Genomic DNA, 18391 nt, shown 5'->3' with positions numbered 1-18391 from the left:
AGTCGTCTTCAGGCGGTGACCGGCTTGTCGGCCGGCACCGGCTTGATGGGGATGAAGTAGCCGTCCGCGCCGATCGGGGTCAGCGGCAGGCCGGCCTTGCTGCGGCGCTTGCGTTCCTTGGCCAGCGGCGGGCAGCCGTGGTCGTCGGTATAGAGCACCATGCAGTCCAGGCACAGCAGGCATTCGCGCTGGTCGATGCGGCCGTCCTTGTCGATGGCGAGCGAGCCGCAGCCCACCGCGCAGGCCTTGCAGGAGTCGCATTCCTGTTTGCGCTTCAGGCCGAACCAGCGGAAGGTGCTGGGCATGGCCAGCGAGGCGCCGAGCGGGCACAGGTACTTGCAGAAGGGGCGCTCGATGAAGATCGACAGTCCCAGCAGGCCGGCGGCGAACAGGGTGTAGGGCCAGCTGCGGTTGAACAGGCCCACCAGGAAGGTGGTCTTGAAGGGCTCGACCTCGGCCAGCATCTCGGCCAGCGTCATCGAGAACACCGAGACCCCGAGCAGGCCGAAGAACACCGCGTACTTCACCCACTTGAGCTTGTCGTGCAGGGGCTTGGAGAGCTTGAACTGGAAGCGCTTCAGGCCGATCGCCCCGCCGATCTTGTAGAGCAGCTCGGACAGCGAGCCGAAGGGGCACAGCCAGCCGCAGAACAGTCCGCGACCCCACAGGAAGACGGTGACGATGATGAAGATCCAGAACAGGAAGATGAAGGGGTCGGTGAGGAAGAGCTCCCACTTCCACTGGAAGAGCAGGGCATGGAACCAGGTCAGCACCTGGGTAATGGAGGGCTGCGCCAGCAGGTAGAAGCCGACGTAGCCGATGCTGATGAGCCAGGCGGTGTACTTGAAGGCATTCACCGGCCACTTGTTCTTGTGGGTGGATGCGCGGGTCAGGCGGTCACGGTTCGCATACACGATGCCCACCGCCACCAGCAGTGCGGCAAACAGGCCGATCTCCAGTGCGCGGGTCTTCCATACGCGCAGCCAGGGCGGCACCGGGCGCTCGATGTGCGGGCGGCCGCCTTCCAGGTACTTGGCGGGAATCCAGTACTCGGTGTCGAAGTTGGCGAAGCTGCGCTGGCCGGTGGCGCGGTCCACGCGGTTGCCGAGGAACACGAACTTCCACGGATAGGCGCCGGAGAAGCTCGCGCCCTGGTGTTCCGGGCGGACGATGAAGATCGCCGATTCGTCGTAGGCCGGCGCACCGGCGGCGGCCAGGCTGTAGAGGTTGAGGTAGTCGAGGTCGCGGAAGGTGAAGGTGTCAGCGCCCTGGCGGATCTGCACGCGGTCGTACAGGCCGCCGCGCACGAAGCCCGAGCCCTTGAACGACTCCTTGCCGCCGCTGCGGATCACGAAGATGGCGTGTTCGGTCTCGCCCAGGCGGCTCATCAGGTTGCGCCAGGCCGCATCGCCCAGCACCGCACGGCCGACGTCGGGCTGGTTGAGGTAGCCGAACCACAGGTCGATGAAGGGCTCGCCGCTGCGCTCCAGGCCGACCTGCTCGGGGCGCACGGTGAGGCGCTGGATGCTGCCTTCCTCGACCAGGGTGTTCCAGTCGGGCTTGCCACCGGTCTCGATGAAGCGCGCCGGTTCGCGCACCACCGGCTCCAGGATGCCGACCTGGCGCGCCACCGAGGCGCCGGAGGTCATCATCACCTGGTTCTGCGCGATCACCGTCACCGTGGCGCCGGAGATGGCGTCCAGGCCGATGATGTTCTCTTCCGGGCGGGTGCGGCCGACCTCGATGTTGTCGCCCACGAACTTGCCCAGGTACTGGTCGTTGAACTTGATCAGCGCCGACTCCGGAATGCCCAGCAGCAGGATGGGCTCGGAGTGCTTGAGGATCTTCACGCCCGCGAAGCGGCCGCCCTTGTCCATGCCGATCAGGGTGATCACCGGCTTGCCGGAATAGGCGGGGATGTCGGTGATGTCGGTCGACAGCATGACGTAGCCGACCAGCTCGCGCTGCCCGTCCTTCTGCGCATAGCCTTCGACGTAGTACGGCCGCCCCTTGCGCTCGGAGAATTCGGTGGCGCCCGGCAGCACCTCGGTACAGGAGACCAGGCTGCACAGGTCCGGGGCGGTGTTGATGTCTTCCGGCAGTTGGGCGTTGTAGGCGTCCGCCATGGCGGTGGCGGACAGCAGCGCCAGGGCTGCGCCGGTCAGCAGTTTTCTGAATAGGGCCGGAATGTTCATCTTGGAATCGTCTTGCTGGGGTCGGGATTCGGGGTCGCCGTGCTGTGGGTGCGACGTTGTGACGCACTCTAGAAGCGAATGCTGAATTTGTACTTGTTCCGAATCAATTTGGCCCGGCCGGCGTTGTGCCATGCGGATTTCCGCAGGTTCTGCGTGCCAGCGGCATGCGGCCGGAGGCGTGCTGCGGACAAAAAAATGGAGGGGCGCGGAGCCCCTCCTGAAGATCACCCGATCGACCCGCTCCTTGCGAGAGCGGCGGACACACTTTAGAAGCCGGGTACGGAACTGTATTTGTCCCGTATCAATTCCGCGAAGCGGAGCAGAGCTGCCGGCGCGGAGCAAAAAAACGAGGGGCACGCAGCCCCTCGAAGAGATCACCCGATCGACCCGCTCCTTGCGGGAGCGGTTTGCACAGGCCGGGGCGCGAGCCCCGGCCGGGTGCCTGGTGACGTGGTCGGTTGGAAAGTGGCGCCTTGTCAGGCCTCCACGATCATCCGGCCGCGCATTTCCAGGTGCAGGGCGTGGCAGAAGTGGGTGCAGTAGTACCAATACACGCCCGGCTTGTCGGCCTTGAAGGTGACCGACGCGGTTTCCTGCGGATTGACGATGAAGTTGATGTTGTACTTGGGCACCGCGAAGCCGTGCGTCAAGTCCTCGATCTTGTCCAGGTTGGTCAGGATGATGGTGACCTCGTCGCCGCGCTTGACCTTGAACTCGCGCGGATCGAAGGCCGGCGCCAGCGAGGTGATGCGCACCGTGACCTTGTTGCCGTTGCGGGTCACGCCGCCTTCCTTCGGGTCCTTGGTGGCGAGCGGGAAGTCGTTGATGTCGTAGACCTGCTTCGGGCTCAGCAGCTCGCGCTTGAACATGATGAAGTCGTGCGGCTCGGGGCGTACCGGGTGGTCGGCCACCAGCACCATCTTCTCGCCGGAGATGTCCACCAGCTGCTCGGTTTCGGCGTGCAGCGGGCCGACCGGCAGGAAGCGGTCCTTGGAGAACTTGCAGCCCACCATCAGCCACTTGCCGTCGGCGAACATGGTTTCCGACTGGGTGGCGTTGATGTGGCCCGGCTGGTAATGCACGTCCAGGCGGTCGACCACGTACTGTGCGCTGGTGTCGCCGGCATGGAACTTGATCGCCGCATCCACGTTCCACTTGACGATCTGGCTGTCCAGGAAGAGCGTGGTGTAGGCGTTGCCGCGGCCGTCGAAGGCGGTGTGCAGGGGGCCCAGGCCCAGTTCGACTTCGGCGACGATGGACTTTTCGAGGTCGTCCAGGTTGCCTTCGAACCACTCCAGCACCTTGGCCAGCTCGATCACGGTGGCGGTGGGCGACAGCTTGCCCGCGCAGATGAAGTACTTGCCGTCCGGCGAGGCATTCACGCCGTGCGGGTTCTTCGGCACGGTGACGTAGGCCACCAGCGCGGTCTTCGGATCGGTGTTGGCGGCCTTGGTGCCATCGACCACCGGAACCTTGGAGTCGCCGATGGTGGTGAACTTGCCGTCCTTCACTGCCTGCTCGATGCGGGCGATGTTGAAGAAGATGCACGCGTCGCGCTCGGCGGACATCATGCCTTCATAGTGGTGGCCGCCCTCGGTGTTGTACTGGTTGGAGGCCGCCAGCTTGCCGTCGAAGGAGGTGGCCACCAGGTCGCAGTTGCCGTCGATCAGCACCTGCCAGCGCAGTTCCATGGTCTCGGCATCGACGCAGCTGAACAGCGCGCGGTACTTCTCCGGGCTCTCCAGGTCGCGGCCGTCGTTGGGCATCGGCAGGTGGAACTCTGCGCCGCAGAACACGCGGGTGGTGTAGTTGATCGACTGGTCGACCGGGTCGCGCTTGTCCGGGAAGATGCCGTGGAAGCCCTGGATGTTCGGGATCTCGGTGATCTTGTCGCAGATGAAGTAATCCAGGCGGATACGCGCGATACGGCTGTTGATCTTGTCGTTGATCCAGGCGTAGCGGCCGTCGTAGTTGCCGTCCTTGTAGGAGGCGTGGGTGTGGTGGGTGTCGCCGACGGTGTACTTCAGGCTGCCGTCGGCCTTGGTGCCCATGATCGCCTTGGATTCGTTGGTGTGGCCCCAGCCGACCAGCGCGTCCGGCACGAAGCACGGCACACGATGCAGTTCGCGGCCGGACGGCAGGCCGAGCACGCGGAAGTCGCCGGTGTGACCACCGGACCACAGGCCGTAGTAGGTATCCAGTTCGCCCGGGGCGAGGTGGATGTTGCTGTGGCTGCCGCTGGCGGCGGCCTTGGCGGCGGGTGCGGCCGCGGGGGCGGCCGCGGGGGCGGCGGCCTGTTCCTGCTTGCAGGCGGACAGGCCGACCGACAGGCCGGCACCGGCCAGACCGGCAAAGGCGGCGGTGTTCAGGAATTTGCGTCGACCGGGATCGGGCTGTGCATCGAGCGTGTTGTTGGTTTCATCGTGCTTCATGGTTTCGCGGCTCCCTTCTTCCAGAGGTGATCGGTGATCGTCCCGGCGCTGCGCCGGTCGCTTCCGGAGCTGGCGCCTGCGTCCTTTTGACGCTGCGACGATTTGTCGCAGTCGCACTCTAGATAGGCACAGGGGGGCAGTCCTTGATTTAAGACAAAAACGAAAATTTGATCGGAATAGGCGCGCCGCGGGCTCGCCGGCCGGCGAGGGGCTGCGCATAATGACGCCATGTTCCGGACGTTCACCGCCTCGCCGCCTCCGCCGCTCGGCAGCACTCAGCTCGCCCGCCTGGTCGTGCTGCGCTGGCTGTCGGTGGCGTGCATGGGGGTGGCGACGCTCGCGCTGCCGCCGCTGCTGGACGTGGCCCTGCCGCAGGCCCGCATGCTGGCGGTGGCGGTGGTGCTGGCCGGCTGCAATCTCGGCGCGCTGGCCTGGTTCACCGGGCGTGCCGCACCGCCGGGATCGTGGGCCCTGTTCTCCCAGCTGCTGGCCGATCTCGCCGGCTGGAGCGCCTTCCTGTACCTGAGCGGCGGGGCCACCAATCCGCTGATCTCGCTGTTCCTGCCGCTGGTGGCCATCGGCGCCGCCATCCTGCCGGCGCTGCAGGGATGGCTGCTGGCCGCGCTGGCGGTGGCCGCCTATTCCGTGCTGTGGCATTTCCATCAGCCCATCGTCTTTCACGCCAGCGCGGACGCCATGCACTGGCACCTGGCCGGCATGTGGATCACCTTCGTGCTGTCGGCGCTGGCGGTAGTGTGGTTCGTCGCGCGTGCCACTGCCGCGCTGCGCCGCCGCGAGCGCGAGCTGGCCGCGGCGCGCGAGGCGCAGGCGCGCGACGAGCAGATCGTCGCGCTCGCCAACCTCGCCGCGGGCGCGGCCCACAAGCTGGGCACGCCGCTGGGCACGCTGCGCATCCTCGCCGACGAGCTGGCGCGCAGCGCACCGCCGGGCGAGATGCGCGAGGATCTCGCGCTGATGCGCGAGCAGATCGAACACTGCAAGCGCATCCTCGGCGGCCTCACCGCCGATGCCGGCGCGTTGCGCGCCGAAGGCGGCGGCGCACAGCCGGCGGATGCCTGGGTGAGGACCGTGGTGGACCGCTGGCAGGCGCTGCGTCCGCACGCCGAGGCACGGCTGGTGTGCGAGCCGGCCCTGACCGAGCTGAACATCGTCGCCGACGCCACGCTGGGCGAAGCGCTGCACACCCTGATCAACAACGCCGCGGACGCCAGCCCGGACGATGTCGAACTTCATGCCGGACTGGCCGACGGCGCGCTGTGCGTCGCGGTGCGCGACCGCGGCCCCGGCATCGCGCCCGCGCTGCAGGCCGAGCTGGGGCGTGCGCCGCTGGGTGCGCGTGACGGCGGCATGGGGATCGGGCTTTTTCTGGCGCGTGCCGCGCTCGCCCGGCTGGGCGGATCGCTGGCGCTGTTGCCGCGCGAGGGCGGTGGTACGATCGCCCGCCTGTGTGTTCCGCTGGAGCGAATCCGCGCATGAGCGAAATCCATCCGCATCTGCTCGTCATCGATGACGACGCCGTGTTCAACCGCGTGCTGTCGCGCGCCCTGACGCAGCGCGGGTTCAGCGTCTACAGCGCGCACAGCCAGGCCGAGGCGCTGCAGCTGGCCGACACCCACGAACCCGAGTTCGTCGTGCTGGACCTCAACCTCGACGGCGAGTCCGGGCTCAAGCTGATCGCGCCCCTGCTGGGCATCAACCCCAACGCCCGCATCCTGGTGCTGACCGGCTACGCGAGCATCGCCACCGCGGTGAACGCGGTCAAGCTGGGGGCGGTGCAGTATCTCGCCAAGCCGGCCGATGTCGATGCCATCGTCAATGCGCTGCAGGCCGACGAGCTGGTGCTGGAGGACGAGATCGACAGCCGGCCGCTGTCGGTGGATCAGGTCGAGTGGGAGCACATCCAGCGCGTACTCACCGAGCATGCCGGCAACATCTCGGCCACCGCGCGGGCGCTGAACATGCACCGGCGCACCCTGCAACGCAAGCTCGCCCGGCCACCGGCACGCCCCTGAACCAGGGGTTGGCGCAAGGCGGGCAGGCGCGCGGACTTGCGCGGGAGCGCCGCGCGGGCGGATCATTGGGCCAGGACGCGCACAGACGCGACGCATGAATACGATGCGGGGACGAGGCGCATGAGCGAGGCAGGACAGACCGAGGCGACGCCGGGGCCGCTCAGCGGCACCCTGCTGCTGGTCGACGACGAGGCCAACATCCTCGCCGCGCTGCGCAGGCTGTTGCGGCGCGACGGCTACACCCTGATCACCGCCGCCAGCGGCGAGGAAGGGCTGCAGCAGCTCGACGCCCATCCGGTGGACGTGATCCTCTCCGACCAGCGCATGCCGGGCATGAGCGGCGTGGAGTTCCTGCGCGAGGCGCGCGCCCGCCGCCCCGAGACCGTGCGCCTGGTGCTCTCCGGCTACACCGAACTGCAGTCCATCACCGATGCGATCAACGAAGGGGCGATCTTCAAGTTCCTCACCAAGCCCTGGGACGACGAGCAACTGCGCGCCAACATCGCCGAGGCCGTGCAGTACAAGCGCCTGGCCGACGACAATCGCCGCCTGTCGGTGCAGCTTGGCGACGCCAACCGGCGTCTAGAGCACCTGCTCGCCGAGCAGCAGGCGCAGATCGTGCGTGACCGGCGGGCGATGGGCGTGCTGCACGAGGTGTTGCAGCTGTTGCCCTGGCCGCTGCTCGGCGTTGACGATTTCGGCATGGTGGTGGCGGCCAACGGCGCCGCAGCGGAGCTGCTCGGGGTGTCCGGCACGACGCTGGGTTCCGACCTGGGGCGTGCGCTGCCGCCTGCGCTGGCGGCCCGCCTGGCGGGCATGGGCGAGGGCGAACTGAGCGCGGGCATCGGCGGCGCCACCTACCGCATCACCTGCCGTGTGCTGGGTGCGGACTCGCAGGCCAGCGGACGTCTCTTCATCTTCGAGCGGGAGGTCGGGCAATGAGCGACGACGAGCGGCGTGCGACGATGCCGGACGGGGCATCGCAGGACGATCTCGCCATGCAGGTGGCGCAGCTCTTTCGTCACGCGGGCGAGCACGCGGAAGCCCGCATGCTGCGCGAGCTCGTGCTGCGCCATCGCCGCGAACGGGCGGCGTCCGGCGCACCGTCGGCGGAGAACGGAGATGGCTGAGAACCTGCATGCCATCACTCCGGCCATGCTGCACGAGCAGGTGACGGGCCTGCCGGCGCTGCCGCCGCTGGTCGTCGACCTGCTCGCCAGCCTGCAGCAGGACAATCTCGACGCGGCCACGCTGGGGCGGCGCATCGCGGCCGACCAGGGCCTGCTGGTGCGCACCCTGCGGGTGGCCAATTCGCCGTTCTACGGCCTGGCCGGGCAGGTGCTCAGCGTGGATGACGCCATCCTGGTGCTGGGCTTTCGCACCGTGCGCTCGCTGGTGCTCGGCGCGGCGATGGTGGGCGTGTTCAACCACTGCGCCTGCAAGGGTTTCGTGTCCGACCGGTTCTGGCGTCATTCGCTGGCCGTGGCGGTCTGTGCGCGGACGCTGGCGCGGGTCACCCGGGCGAATGCCGAATCGGCCTTCACCGCCGGCCTGCTGCACGACATCGGCCGCTACGTGCTGGCCCTGTGCTTCCCGGTGCAGTACGAGGCGGTGTTGCACTACCAGCAGGCGCACGGCTGCCCGCACCTGAGCGCCGAGCAGGCAGTACTGGGCATCGACCACGTGCAGGCCGGGGCCGAGCTGGCGCTCGCCTGGGGCCTGCCCGGTCCGCTGGTGAGCGAGATCCGCGGGCATCATGCGCCTGCCGGCGATGCTGCCGCCGACCTGATACATTTTGCGGACGTGCTCGCGCATGCGCTGGAGCTGGGCTGCGAAAGCGCACCGACCGTGCCGCCCATGGACGAGGGCGTGTGCGAGCGGCTCGGCGTGGATGCGGCGACGCTGCTGCCGCTGTTCCCGCAGATCGAGCGCGATTTCGAGGAAACCCGCAATGCGTTGCTGTCCTGAAGGCCCGATGAGCAAGGAAGACCATACGTGAGCACCGACCTGCCGCCACCCCCCACCATCCTCTGCGTCGACGACGAAGCCAACATCCTCTCGTCGCTGCGCCGGCTGTTCCGCCCCGCGGGCTACCGCGTGCTGGTGGCCGAAAGCGGCGCCGCCGGGCTGGAGATGCTGGAGGCCGAGCAGGGCGCGGTCGACCTGGTGATCTCCGACATGCGCATGCCGGCGATGGACGGTGCGCACTTCCTCGCCGAGGTCCGCCAGCGCTGGCCGGGCATCCTGCGCATCCTGCTCACCGGCTATGCCGACATCGAGTCGACGATCGCGGCGATCAACGAAGGGCAGATCTACCGTTACATCTCCAAGCCGTGGAACGACGGCGAGGTGCTGCTGACCGTGCGCGAGGCGCTCGAGCGCCAGGCCCTGCTGCACGAGAAGGCGCGCCTGGAGGCGCTGACCGCGCGCCAGAACGAGGAGCTCAAGATCCTCAACGCCGGCCTGGAGGAGAAGGTGCGCGAGCGCACCGAGGAACTGCGCCTGGCGCACGAGCGGCTCAAGCGCAGCTTCTTCACCTCCATCCAGGTCTTCGCCAACCTCATCGAACTGCGTGGCGGCAGCATGGCCGGCCATTCGCGCCGGGTGGCCGACCTGGCGCGCAAGATCGCCGCCGGCCTGGGCCTGGACGGGCGGCAGTGCAACGACGTGTTCCTGGCCGGCCTGCTGCACGACATCGGCAAGATCGGCCTGCCCGATGCGCTGCTCGCCAAGCCGCCGGCCAAGATGAGCGGCGAGGAGCTGGGGGTGTGGCGCAAGCATCCGGCCAAGGGCGAGCAGGCCCTGATGGCGCTGGAGGAACTGCGCGGCGCGGCGCACCTGATCCGCAGCCACCACGAGCGCTTCGACGGCCAGGGCTATCCCGACGGGCTGGCCGGCATGGCGATTCCGCAGGGTGCGCGCATCCTGGCGCTGGCCAACGAGTACGACGGCCACCTGCAGGGCACGCTCACCGGCAAGCGGCTCAACGAGGACGACGCCAAGCAGGCCATCGTGCAGGGGCGCGGCAAGCGTTACGACCCCGCGGTGGTCGACGCCTTCCTCAGCATCGTCGGCGCACCGCCCGAGCCGCCGGCCGACGAGATCGCCGTGACCCCGGCCGACCTGAAACCCGGCATGTTCCTCGCGCGCGACCTGATCAGCCCCGAAGGGGTGCTGCTGCTGGCCACCGACTACATGCTGGACGACAAGCTGATCCGCCAGATCCGCGACTACGAGCGCAGCGAGGGCGGGCGGCTGATCCTCTACGTGCGCAACCGGCGGGCCTGAGATGAGCGCAAAGGCCAGCTCCTCCACGCCGCCGGGCCGCGACTTCAGCTTCGCGCTGGTCGTGCTGCTCGTGGTGCTGATGATGCTGGCCGTCGGTTACGGCACCCGCGAACGCCTGCTGTCGCAGGCCCGCCAACAGGCCGAACACACCCTGGCGGGCTTGGCGAAGATCCGCCACGCGGAGGTCGAGCACTGGCTGGAGGACCTTCACGTCAAGAACAACCTGCCGACCGGTGGGAACCTGTCGCTCAGCTTGGCCGACCTGGCCCGGGACAGGGGCACGCTGTCCGCGGTCAACGACCGTCTGGCCTGGATGGTCAACCGCTCGTATGAGTTCAGCGCAGCCTGGCTGCTCGATCCAGCGGGTCGCGAAATCGCCGGCGTGGGCGGCGGAAGCGCACCCGGGATATCGCCCGAACTGCTGCAAAGGGCGGCGCGCAGTGGTGACATGGTGGTGCGCGACTTTTATCTGAACGACAGCGGGGCGGCGAGGTTGGCCAGCGTTTCCTCCCTGCTGGTCGATACCCCCGAGGGGCCCGCGCTGGCCGGCTTCCTGGTGATCGCCATCGACCCGGCCTACACCCTGTATCCGATGCTGCAGCGTGGTTTTCCGGTGGGGGTGGAGATGGAAACCTTTCTCGCCCGTCGCGAGGGCGGGGCGGTGCGTTATCTCAACCCGCTGGCGCAGGGTCAGGCGCCGCTCGAACTGCGCATCGAGGAGCCTTCCGGCCGCCTGCTCGCGCTGCGCCCGGGCGAGGCCGACGGCCTGGTGATCGAGGGCGTGGACTACCGCGGCGAGCCGGTGCTCGGCGTGGTGCACCACGTGCGCGAGATGAACTGGATCCTGGTCACCAAGATGGACCGCGACGCGGTCTATGCCGCCGCGCACGCCGAATTCGCCAGCCTGGCGCTGCGTCTGGGGGGGCTGGGCGTCATGCTGATCCTGCTGCTGTGGGTGGCGCTGCGCTACCTGCGGGTGCAGAGCGACTTCGAACGGGTTTCGCGCGACCTGGAGCACGCCCGCCGCGAGAAGCAGTTCGACTTTCTGGTCCATTACGCCCACGACATCGTCCTGCTGATGGACGAGCAGGGCAACCTCCTGGAGGCCAACGAGGCGGCCAGCCGCGCCTATGGCTATGCGCGCGACGAACTGGTCGGGCGCAACATCGCCGAACTGCGCGCGCCCGAGACGCTGACCAGCCTGTCCGCGCAACTCGCTGCGGCGGGCGGCGAGCAGGGCGTGACCTTCAAGACCATCCACCGCCGGCGCAGCGGCGAGGTTTTTCCGGTGGAGGTGAGTTCGGGCAGCTTCGAGCACCAGGGGCGGCGCTACCGGCAGAGCATCGTGCGCGACATCAGCCAGCGCGAGGAGGCCGAGGCCAGGCTGCGCAGCGCGCTGGCCGAGCAGATCGAACTCAACCGCCGGCTGGAAGAGGCGCAGAACCAGCTGCTGCAGTCGGAGAAGATGGCCTCCATCGGCCAGCTCGCCGCCGGCGTGGCGCACGAGATCAACAACCCGGTCGGCTTCGTCAGCTCCAACCTGGGCACGCTGAACCAGTACCTGCAGGATCTCCTCGCGGTGGTGGCGGAGTTCGAGCGGCGCTTCGGTGACGACGCCGGCCTGCGCGCGCTGATGGCAGAGCGCGACATGGCCTACATCCGCGAAGACGCCCCGGCGCTGGTGAGCGAATCGCAGGAAGGCATCGCCCGGGTACGCAAGATCGTGCAGGACCTGAAGGATTTCTCCCGGGTCGGCGAGAGCAACTGGCAGTGGGCCGACCTGCACGGCGGGCTGGACAGCACGATCAACATCGTGTGGAACGAGATCAAGTACAAGGCCACGCTGGAACGGCAGTACGGCGACTTGCCGGAGATCTGGTGCCTGCCGTCCCAACTCAATCAGGTCTTCCTCAACCTGCTGGTCAATGCCGCGCACGCGATCGCCGACAAGGGCGTGATCACCGTGCGCACCGGCAGCGACGCGGACACGGTCTGGGTGGAGGTGGCCGACACCGGCCGCGGCATCGCGCCGGAACACCTGGGCCGACTGTTCGACCCCTTCTTCACCACCAAGCCGGTCGGCCAGGGCACCGGGCTGGGCCTGTCGCTGGCCTTCTCCATCGTCCGCAAGCACGGCGGGCGCATCGACGTGCGCAGCGAACCGGGGCAGGGCGCGGCCTTCCGCGTCGTGCTGCCGCGAGTGCCCCCTGAAGCGCCGGCGCCGACCGAAGACGCGAACGCCCCGTGCAAGGAGCAAGCATGACCCACCGTATCCTCATCGTCGACGACGAACCCGGCATCCTGAAGGCGCTCAAGCGCCTGCTGGTGCTCACGCCCTGCACCTTCAACGGCGAAACTTTCCGGCTGCAGGTCGATTGCTGCTCCTGCCCGGAGGATGCGCTGCGCGCGGTGCGCGGCACGCCCTACGAGATGGTGATCTCCGATTTCCGCATGCCGGGCATGGACGGGGTGCAGCTGCTCAAGGCGGTGCGCGAGATCCAGCCCCATGCGGTGCGCTTCATCCTCTCCGGCTATGCCGACCTGCAGGCCCTGATAGGCGCGATCAACGAGGCGCAGATCAGCCGCTTCATCGGCAAGCCGTGGAACGACTACGAGCTGGTGTCCGCCATCGCCCAGGGCCTGGCCTGGCGCGCGCTGCAGGTGGAGACCGAGCGCCTGGCCGACGAGAAGCGCCTGGAGCGCCAGCTGGCCACGCCGGAAGAGATCGAGCGCAAGCGCCTGGAAGCCGAGGAGCCCGGCATCACCGACGTGCGCTGGGGCGACGACGGTTCGGTGATCCTCGACCCCGACCTGCAGGCCGAGTACGAGCGCCGGCATCCGAATGGCTGAGTTCGACGAAGCCGCCCGGCGGCTTACCCTGAAGCTGGTCTATTACGGTCCGGCCGCGAGCGGCAAGACCACCAACCTGATGCGCCTGCACGACATGCTGCAGCCCGAACTCAAGGGCGAGATCATGACGCTGGAGACGCAGAACGACCGCACCCTGTTCTTCGACCTGCTGCCGCTGGGCATCCGTGCGCCTTCCGGGCTGCTGGTCAAGTTCAAACTGTTCACCGTGCCCGGCCAGGTGGCCCATGACGGCACCCGCAAGGCAGTGCTGTCGCGCGCCGACGGGGTGGTGTTCGTGGCCGACTCGCAGCGCACGCAAGCGGCCAACAACGGCCTGTCCTTCGAGAACCTGGCCGACAATGCCGCGCGCGTGGGGCTGGACTTCGACCGCCTGCCGCTGGTGGTGCAGTTCAACAAGCGCGACCTGGCCGACATCCTCAGCGAGGCCGAGATCGCCGAACGCTGGGCCGGCGCGCCCTGGCCGATGACCTTCGCCAGCGCACTCACCGGGCCGGGCGTGCTGGAGACCTTCTCCACCCTGCTTGACGCGCTCTACCCGCGGATTGCCGACAGCTACGGGCTCGAGCGCGAACACGGCCTGAGCGCGGCCGGCTTCGCCGCCGCGCTGCGCGGAGCGGCGACATGACCGACAAACATGATCCGGTGATGGCGGTGAGCCCGGCCGCACAGGCCGCTTTCGACCACGACTGGACGCTGGCCGAGCTGCTGCCCGCGGGCGAGCGCGCGCGCCTGCTCGACATGCTCGCGCCGCTGGTCGGCGCGCCGCTGGAACTGGTCGATGGCGACGCACCGCCGGCGGAACCGGGCCGGCATGCGGTCGCGGTGGCGGTGGACATCGAAGCGCTGGGCTGGCTGCTCGGCCCGCCCGAGCATGCCGCGGCGCTTGCCGGCGCGGCCGGCCTGCTGCGCCAGATCCTGCTGGCCCGCCAGCGCTACCACATGGCCTCGGCGCTGCATGTGCAGAGCGTGCAGGCGGATTTCGACGCCCTGCGCGAGAAGCACCGCGCGCTGGAAAAATCCGAAGCGCGCTACCGCGAACTGGCCGCCCAGCTGGAGGCGCGGGTGGCCGAGCAGGTGGGGGTGATCGAGACCCGCCAGCGCCAGCTCTACCAGGCCGAGCGCCTGGCCGGCATCGCCCAGCTGGCGGCCGGCATGGCGCACGAGATCAACAATCCGATCGGCTTCGTGCGCAGCAACCTCAATTCCGCGCGCGGCTACCTGCGCCAGCTGGGAGAGGCGCTGCAGGCGGCCGAAGGCGGCGACGCGCAGGCCCTGAAGAAGATTGACGCCGAGTTCCTGCTGGCCGACTTCGCCGACCTGCTCAAGGACAGCATCGACGGCGTGGACCGGGTGGCGGCGATCGTGCGCGACCTCAAGGGCTTCTCCAACGTCGACCGCGACGAGCAGGCGGTGATCGACCTGCGCGCCAGCCTGGACGAGCTGTGCCGGCTGCTTGGGCCGCGCCTGCCGCGCGATGCGCAACTCACCGGCGAGGGCGAGGCCGCACGCCAGTTTCCGTGCCGTCCCGGCCACCTGCAGCAGGCGCTGTTCAACATCCTCGACAACGCGATCAAGGCCATCGGGCCCGGCGGGCGCATCGTGCTGCGCTGCAGCCTGGAGGCCGGCAGCCAGCGCATCGAGGTGATCGACGACGGCTGTGGCATCGCTGCTGCGGACCTGCCGCGGGTGTTCGACCCCTTCTTCACCACCCGCGCGGTGGGCGCCGGCATCGGTCTCGGCCTGACGCTCGCGCGCGACGTGATCCTCGCCCAGGGCGGTCGCATCGAGCTGCACAGCCAGCCCGGCGCGGGCACCCGGGTGGATGTCCGCCTGCCTCTGGAAACGCAAGGATGAGCCAGTTCGCCCGCTACTTCACCGGCCAGCCCTCGGGCGCCACCCCGGAACCCGCCACCGCCGAGGCGCGCGAACCCTATCGCCTGCTGCTGGTGGATGACGAGCCCGGCGTGCTCAAGGCGCTGACCCGGGTGTTCCGCCAGGAGGCCTACCAGGTGCTCACCGCGGCCGACGCCGCCGAGGGCCTGGCCCGCCTGCGCGAGCAGACCATCCACCTGGTGATCAGCGACTACATGATGCCGGGCATGAACGGCGCCGAGTTCCTCAAGCAGGTCAAGGCGCTCAGCCCGGACACCCTGCGCATCATGCTCACCGGCCACGCGGACACCGGCGCGGTGATGGGCGCGATCAACGATGGCGCGGTGTACAAGTTCATCCTCAAGCCCTGGAACGACGACGACCTGCGCGTCACCGTCGCCCTGGCCCTGGAGCAGTTCGACCTGGTGCGCCGCAACCGCGCGCTGGCCAGCGAGAACAGTCGCAAGAGCAAGGAGATCGAAGCCCTCGCGCGCATCACCGCGGGTCATGCCAGCCGCCTGGGCATCGCGCTCAACAAGAAGGGCCTGATCACCGATGCGCAACTGCAGGAGCTGCACCGCCAGCAGCAGGCGCGGCGCGAGCCGCTGATCGCCCTGCTGCTGGAGAAGGGCTGGCTCACCGAGGCGCAGGTGCGCGCCTTCCTGCGCAAGGACCTGCTGATGGAGGAGGTGGCGCTCACCGAGATCCCGGTGCAGAAGGCGCTCGCCGACCTCTTGCCGCACAGCCTGTGCGAGCGCCAGCTGGTGGTGCCGATCGCGCTGGAAGGGCGCCGCCTCACCCTGGCGATGGCCGACCCGATGGACACCGCGCTGACCGACGAGATCCGCTTCACCGCCGGCCTGGAGCTCAAGGTGGTGATGGCCGACGTCGCCGCGATCCGCGAGCGCATCGGCGCGCTGTACGGCGAGGAGGTGGATTTCCGCGAGCTGGAGACCATCATCGGCGGGCCCGACCCCTACGAGGGCATCGAGATCGTCATCGACGAGGACGACCAGGCCTCGCTCGACACCCTGCTCACCGAAAGCGACGCGCCGCCGGCGATCCGTCTGGCCAACGCGGTGGTGCTGGAAGCGATCCGCCTGGGCGCTTCCGACATCCACCTGCAGCCGCGCGCCAAGGCGGTGGTGGTGCGCTACCGCATCGACGGCGTGCTCCAGGACAAGATCCAGATCCCGCACCACCTGCACGGCTCGCTGGTGTCGCGCTTCAAGATCATGGCCGAACTGGACATCGCCGAGCGCCGCCGCCCGCAGGACGGCCGGCTCACCGTCAAGTCGCCGCTCAAGGTGGTGGACCTGCGCATCTCCACGCTGCCCACGATCAACGGCGAGAAGGTGGTGATGCGCCTGCTCGACCGCAACGCCGCAGTGCCCTCGCTGGACCAGCTCGGCTTCAACCCGGTCGATCTCGGCCACCTGCGCGCCAGCATCGACCGTCCGCAGGGCATCATCCTGGCCACCGGGCCGACCGGCAGCGGCAAGACCACCACACTGTACTCGCTGCTGCAGGCCAACGCCGACCCGGGCAAGAACTACGTCACCATCGAAGACCCGGTGGAGTACTACCTCGACATGGCCGGCCAGGTGCTGATCAAGGAGAAGATCGGGCTGACCTTCCCCTCGGTGCTGCGCGCCATGCTGCGCCAGGACCCGGACGTCATCCTGCTCGGCGAGATCCGCGACTTCGACACCGCCGAGGTCGCCTTCCACGCCGCGCTCACCGGCCACCAGGTGTTCTCCACCCTGCACACCAACTCGGCGGTGGCCACCATCGCCCGCCTGCTCGACCTGGGCCTGAAGCCCTATGTGGTGGCCTCGGCGCTGGAGGCGGTGCTCGCCCAGCGACTGGTCCGCGGCATCTGCCCGGCCTGCCGCGAGGAGGCCAGGCCCGATGCCGCGCTGCTCCAGCGCCTGGGCGGACGCTTCGCCAGCGAGCCGCCGCCGGCCTTTGTCGGTCGCGGCTGCCAGATCTGCCACGGCAGCGGCTACAAGGGGCGCATCGGCCTGTACGAACTGCTTGTCATGAGCGACGCGATCCGTGAGACGATCGCACGCGGTGGCAGCCTGCTGGAGATCGGCGTCCAGGCCCGGCAGGCCGGCATGGGTTCCTTGGCCGAGGATGCCTACGGAAAGGTTGCCGAGGGGCGCACCAGCCTGTCGGAAGTACTCCGGGTCCTGGGCCCGGTTGCCACGGAGAACGCATGATGCTGGAAGCCTTCAAGTGGGATCGCCGCTACGAGCTCGGCCTGGAGCAGGTCGACGCCCAGCACCATCGCCTGGTGGACATGCTCAACGCGCTGGTGGAGGTGGTCACCGAGCAGCGCCACGCCAGCGATGAGGAGATCCTCGACCTGCTCGACGGGCTCGAAGCCTACGCGCGCGAGCACTTCTCCGACGAGGAAATGCTGATGGCCGACTGGGGCTGCGACCCGCGCCACGTCGCCGCCCACACCCGCCAGCACCAGATCTTTGCCGAGCAAATCCGCGTGGCGCGCGGCGAGTACCTGGCCGCCGGACGGCCGCGCGACATCCTGGAGCTGCTGGCGAGCTTCGTCACCACCTGGCTGTCCTTCCACATCCTCGGTTCCGACCGCGACATGGCCGGGCAGATCGCCCGCATCAAGGCCGGCCAGCCGGCCGAGCGGCGCAGCCTGCCGGAGCACGATCAGGAAGGCGGCGCGACCCGCATCCTGGTCGAAGCCATCGGGCGGCTGTACGAACTGATGGCCGAGCGCAACCTGGCGCTGGCCGCCGCGCGCGACGAGCTGGCCGAGCTCAACGCCCATCTGGAGCAGCGCGTGGCCGAGCGCACCGCCGAACTGCAGAAGGCGCTGGCCGAGGTCGAGCGCACCCGCGAGCAACTGCTGCAGTCCGAGAAGATGTCCGCCATCGGCCAGCTGGCCGCAGGCGTGGCGCACGAGATCAACAACCCGGTGGGCTTCGTCAGCTCCAACCTCGGCAGCCTGCAGCAGTACGTTGGCAAGCTCACCGACCTGATCGACCGCTACGACGCCCGGCTCGCCGCGCTGAACCCGCCCGAGGCGGTGCGCGAGGAGATCCGCCAGCTCAAGAAGCAGGCGGACCTGGACTTCCTGCGTAGCGACATCGGCGATCTGCTCGCCGAATCGATGGAAGGCCTGGACCGGGTGAAGAAGATCGTGCGCGACATGAAGACTTTCTCGCATGTGGACCACGCCGAATGGCAGGAGGCGGACCTCAACGAGGTGCTGGAGAGCACGCTCACCGTGGTCTGGCACGAGCTCAAGTACAAGGCCGAGGTGGTGCGCCAGTACGGCGAGCTGCCGCGGGTGCGCTGCCTGCCCGCGCAGCTGAGCCAGGTGCTGATGAACATCCTGGTCAATGCCGCGCAGGCCATCGAACGCAGCCCGGGACGCATCGTGCTGGCCACCCGTCCGCATGCCGGGGGCGTGGAGCTGGTGATCGAGGACAACGGCAAGGGGATGAGCGAGGACGTCGCCCGGCGCATCTTCGAACCCTTCTTCACCACCAAGCCGGTGGGCAAGGGCACCGGGCTGGGCATGTCGATCTCCTACGAGATCGTCAAGCGCCACGGCGGCGAGATCCGGGTGGACAGCCGGCCGGGCGAGGGGTCGCGCTTCACCGTGCGCCTGCCGGCCGAACCGCCGGAGGCGGGCTGAACGCGGACTGGTCCTGTCCGA

At 68.6% G+C, this 18391-nt stretch carries 14 protein-coding genes; 12 read left to right on the top strand and 2 right to left on the bottom strand.

Features of this window, described 5'->3' with window-relative positions:
• Positions 1 to 8 precede the first annotated feature (8 nt).
• Both IAI53_RS08010 and nosZ read right to left on the bottom strand, forming a co-directional pair.
• Positions 9 to 2195 carry a NosR/NirI family protein gene (locus tag IAI53_RS08010; RefSeq protein WP_187717577.1) on the bottom strand — a complete coding sequence of 729 codons (2187 nt, stop codon included), beginning with the start codon at positions 2193 to 2195 and terminating at the stop codon, positions 9 to 11.
• A 476-nt stretch (positions 2196 to 2671) separates the two neighbouring features.
• Positions 2672 to 4627: a TAT-dependent nitrous-oxide reductase gene (gene nosZ / locus IAI53_RS08005; protein ID WP_187717576.1), complete on the bottom strand. Its 1956-nt coding sequence runs from the start codon at positions 4625 to 4627 to the stop codon at positions 2672 to 2674.
• A 228-nt stretch (positions 4628 to 4855) separates the two neighbouring features.
• On the opposite strand from nosZ, the gene IAI53_RS08000 reads away from it, so the two are divergent.
• The 12 genes from IAI53_RS08000 (at position 4856) to IAI53_RS07945 (ending at position 18370) form a co-directional block, all read left to right on the top strand.
• The gene (locus tag IAI53_RS08000) at positions 4856 to 6124 is read left to right on the top strand and encodes an ATP-binding protein (protein ID WP_187717575.1); all 1269 of its coding nucleotides are present in this window, start codon (positions 4856 to 4858) and stop codon (positions 6122 to 6124) included.
• Entirely contained in the window at positions 6121 to 6660 is a 540-nt protein-coding gene (locus IAI53_RS07995) for a response regulator transcription factor (RefSeq protein WP_187717574.1), read from the top strand. Before IAI53_RS08000 ends, IAI53_RS07995 begins: the two co-directional genes overlap by 4 nt.
• Positions 6661 to 6780: 120 nt before the next feature.
• Positions 6781 to 7602 (top strand): response regulator, encoded by an 822-nt coding sequence (locus IAI53_RS07990; RefSeq protein ID WP_187717573.1) that lies wholly within the window; start codon positions 6781 to 6783, stop codon positions 7600 to 7602.
• Positions 7599 to 7790: a hypothetical protein gene (locus IAI53_RS07985; RefSeq protein ID WP_187717572.1), complete on the top strand. Its 192-nt coding sequence runs from the start codon at positions 7599 to 7601 to the stop codon at positions 7788 to 7790. Before IAI53_RS07990 ends, IAI53_RS07985 begins: the two co-directional genes overlap by 4 nt.
• On the top strand, positions 7783 to 8628 hold the full coding sequence (locus tag IAI53_RS07980) for an HDOD domain-containing protein (RefSeq protein WP_187717571.1): 846 nt from the start codon (positions 7783 to 7785) through the stop codon (positions 8626 to 8628). Before IAI53_RS07985 ends, IAI53_RS07980 begins: the two co-directional genes overlap by 8 nt.
• A gap of 27 nt (positions 8629 to 8655) precedes the next feature.
• The gene (gene nosR, locus IAI53_RS07975; RefSeq protein WP_349771903.1) at positions 8656 to 9948 is read left to right on the top strand and encodes a response regulator c-di-GMP phosphodiesterase, NosR family; all 1293 of its coding nucleotides are present in this window, start codon (positions 8656 to 8658) and stop codon (positions 9946 to 9948) included.
• Position 9949: 1 nt separating this feature from the next.
• On the top strand, positions 9950 to 12211 hold the full coding sequence (locus tag IAI53_RS18450; protein WP_222948182.1) for an ATP-binding protein: 2262 nt from the start codon (positions 9950 to 9952) through the stop codon (positions 12209 to 12211).
• Positions 12208 to 12798 (top strand): response regulator, encoded by a 591-nt coding sequence (locus IAI53_RS07965; protein WP_187717570.1) that lies wholly within the window; start codon positions 12208 to 12210, stop codon positions 12796 to 12798. Before IAI53_RS18450 ends, IAI53_RS07965 begins: the two co-directional genes overlap by 4 nt.
• Positions 12791 to 13444, top strand: coding sequence for a GTP-binding protein (locus tag IAI53_RS07960; protein ID WP_187717569.1), 654 nt, complete (start codon positions 12791 to 12793; stop codon positions 13442 to 13444). The genes IAI53_RS07965 and IAI53_RS07960 overlap by 8 nt, the downstream gene beginning before the upstream one ends.
• Positions 13441 to 14673, top strand: a complete 1233-nt coding sequence (locus IAI53_RS07955; protein ID WP_187717568.1) for a sensor histidine kinase — start codon at positions 13441 to 13443, stop codon at positions 14671 to 14673. The genes IAI53_RS07960 and IAI53_RS07955 overlap by 4 nt, the downstream gene beginning before the upstream one ends.
• Complete coding sequence (locus IAI53_RS07950) at positions 14670 to 16916, top strand: ATPase, T2SS/T4P/T4SS family (protein WP_187717567.1); 2247 nt, start codon at positions 14670 to 14672, stop codon at positions 16914 to 16916. Before IAI53_RS07955 ends, IAI53_RS07950 begins: the two co-directional genes overlap by 4 nt.
• Positions 16913 to 18370, top strand: coding sequence for a hemerythrin domain-containing protein (locus tag IAI53_RS07945; protein ID WP_187717566.1), 1458 nt, complete (start codon positions 16913 to 16915; stop codon positions 18368 to 18370). Before IAI53_RS07950 ends, IAI53_RS07945 begins: the two co-directional genes overlap by 4 nt.
• The last annotated feature ends 21 nt before the right edge of the window (positions 18371 to 18391 follow it).

Origin of the sequence: Thauera sedimentorum (genome assembly GCF_014489115.1) — a bacterium.
Classification (GTDB): domain Bacteria; phylum Pseudomonadota; class Gammaproteobacteria; order Burkholderiales; family Rhodocyclaceae; genus Pseudothauera; species Pseudothauera sedimentorum.
The sequence above is the reverse complement of the archived record's forward strand: the minus strand, read 5'-3'. Positions and strand labels throughout refer to the sequence as shown.

Coding starts and splice junctions, on each gene's coding strand:
- IAI53_RS07995 (WP_187717574.1), top strand. CDS start 6,121: ATGAGCGAAATCCATCCGCATCTGCTCGTCATCGATGACGACGCCGTG.
- nosZ (WP_187717576.1), bottom strand. CDS start 4,627: ATGAAGCACGATGAAACCAACAACACGCTCGATGCACAGCCCGATCCC.
- IAI53_RS07945 (WP_187717566.1), top strand. CDS start 16,913: ATGATGCTGGAAGCCTTCAAGTGGGATCGCCGCTACGAGCTCGGCCTG.
- IAI53_RS07950 (WP_187717567.1), top strand. CDS start 14,670: ATGAGCCAGTTCGCCCGCTACTTCACCGGCCAGCCCTCGGGCGCCACC.
- IAI53_RS07985 (WP_187717572.1), top strand. CDS start 7,599: ATGAGCGACGACGAGCGGCGTGCGACGATGCCGGACGGGGCATCGCAG.
- IAI53_RS07955 (WP_187717568.1), top strand. CDS start 13,441: ATGACCGACAAACATGATCCGGTGATGGCGGTGAGCCCGGCCGCACAG.
- IAI53_RS18450 (WP_222948182.1), top strand. CDS start 9,950: ATGAGCGCAAAGGCCAGCTCCTCCACGCCGCCGGGCCGCGACTTCAGC.
- IAI53_RS08000 (WP_187717575.1), top strand. CDS start 4,856: ATGTTCCGGACGTTCACCGCCTCGCCGCCTCCGCCGCTCGGCAGCACT.
- IAI53_RS07965 (WP_187717570.1), top strand. CDS start 12,208: ATGACCCACCGTATCCTCATCGTCGACGACGAACCCGGCATCCTGAAG.
- IAI53_RS07960 (WP_187717569.1), top strand. CDS start 12,791: ATGGCTGAGTTCGACGAAGCCGCCCGGCGGCTTACCCTGAAGCTGGTC.
- IAI53_RS07980 (WP_187717571.1), top strand. CDS start 7,783: ATGGCTGAGAACCTGCATGCCATCACTCCGGCCATGCTGCACGAGCAG.
- IAI53_RS07990 (WP_187717573.1), top strand. CDS start 6,781: ATGAGCGAGGCAGGACAGACCGAGGCGACGCCGGGGCCGCTCAGCGGC.
- IAI53_RS08010 (WP_187717577.1), bottom strand. CDS start 2,195: ATGAACATTCCGGCCCTATTCAGAAAACTGCTGACCGGCGCAGCCCTG.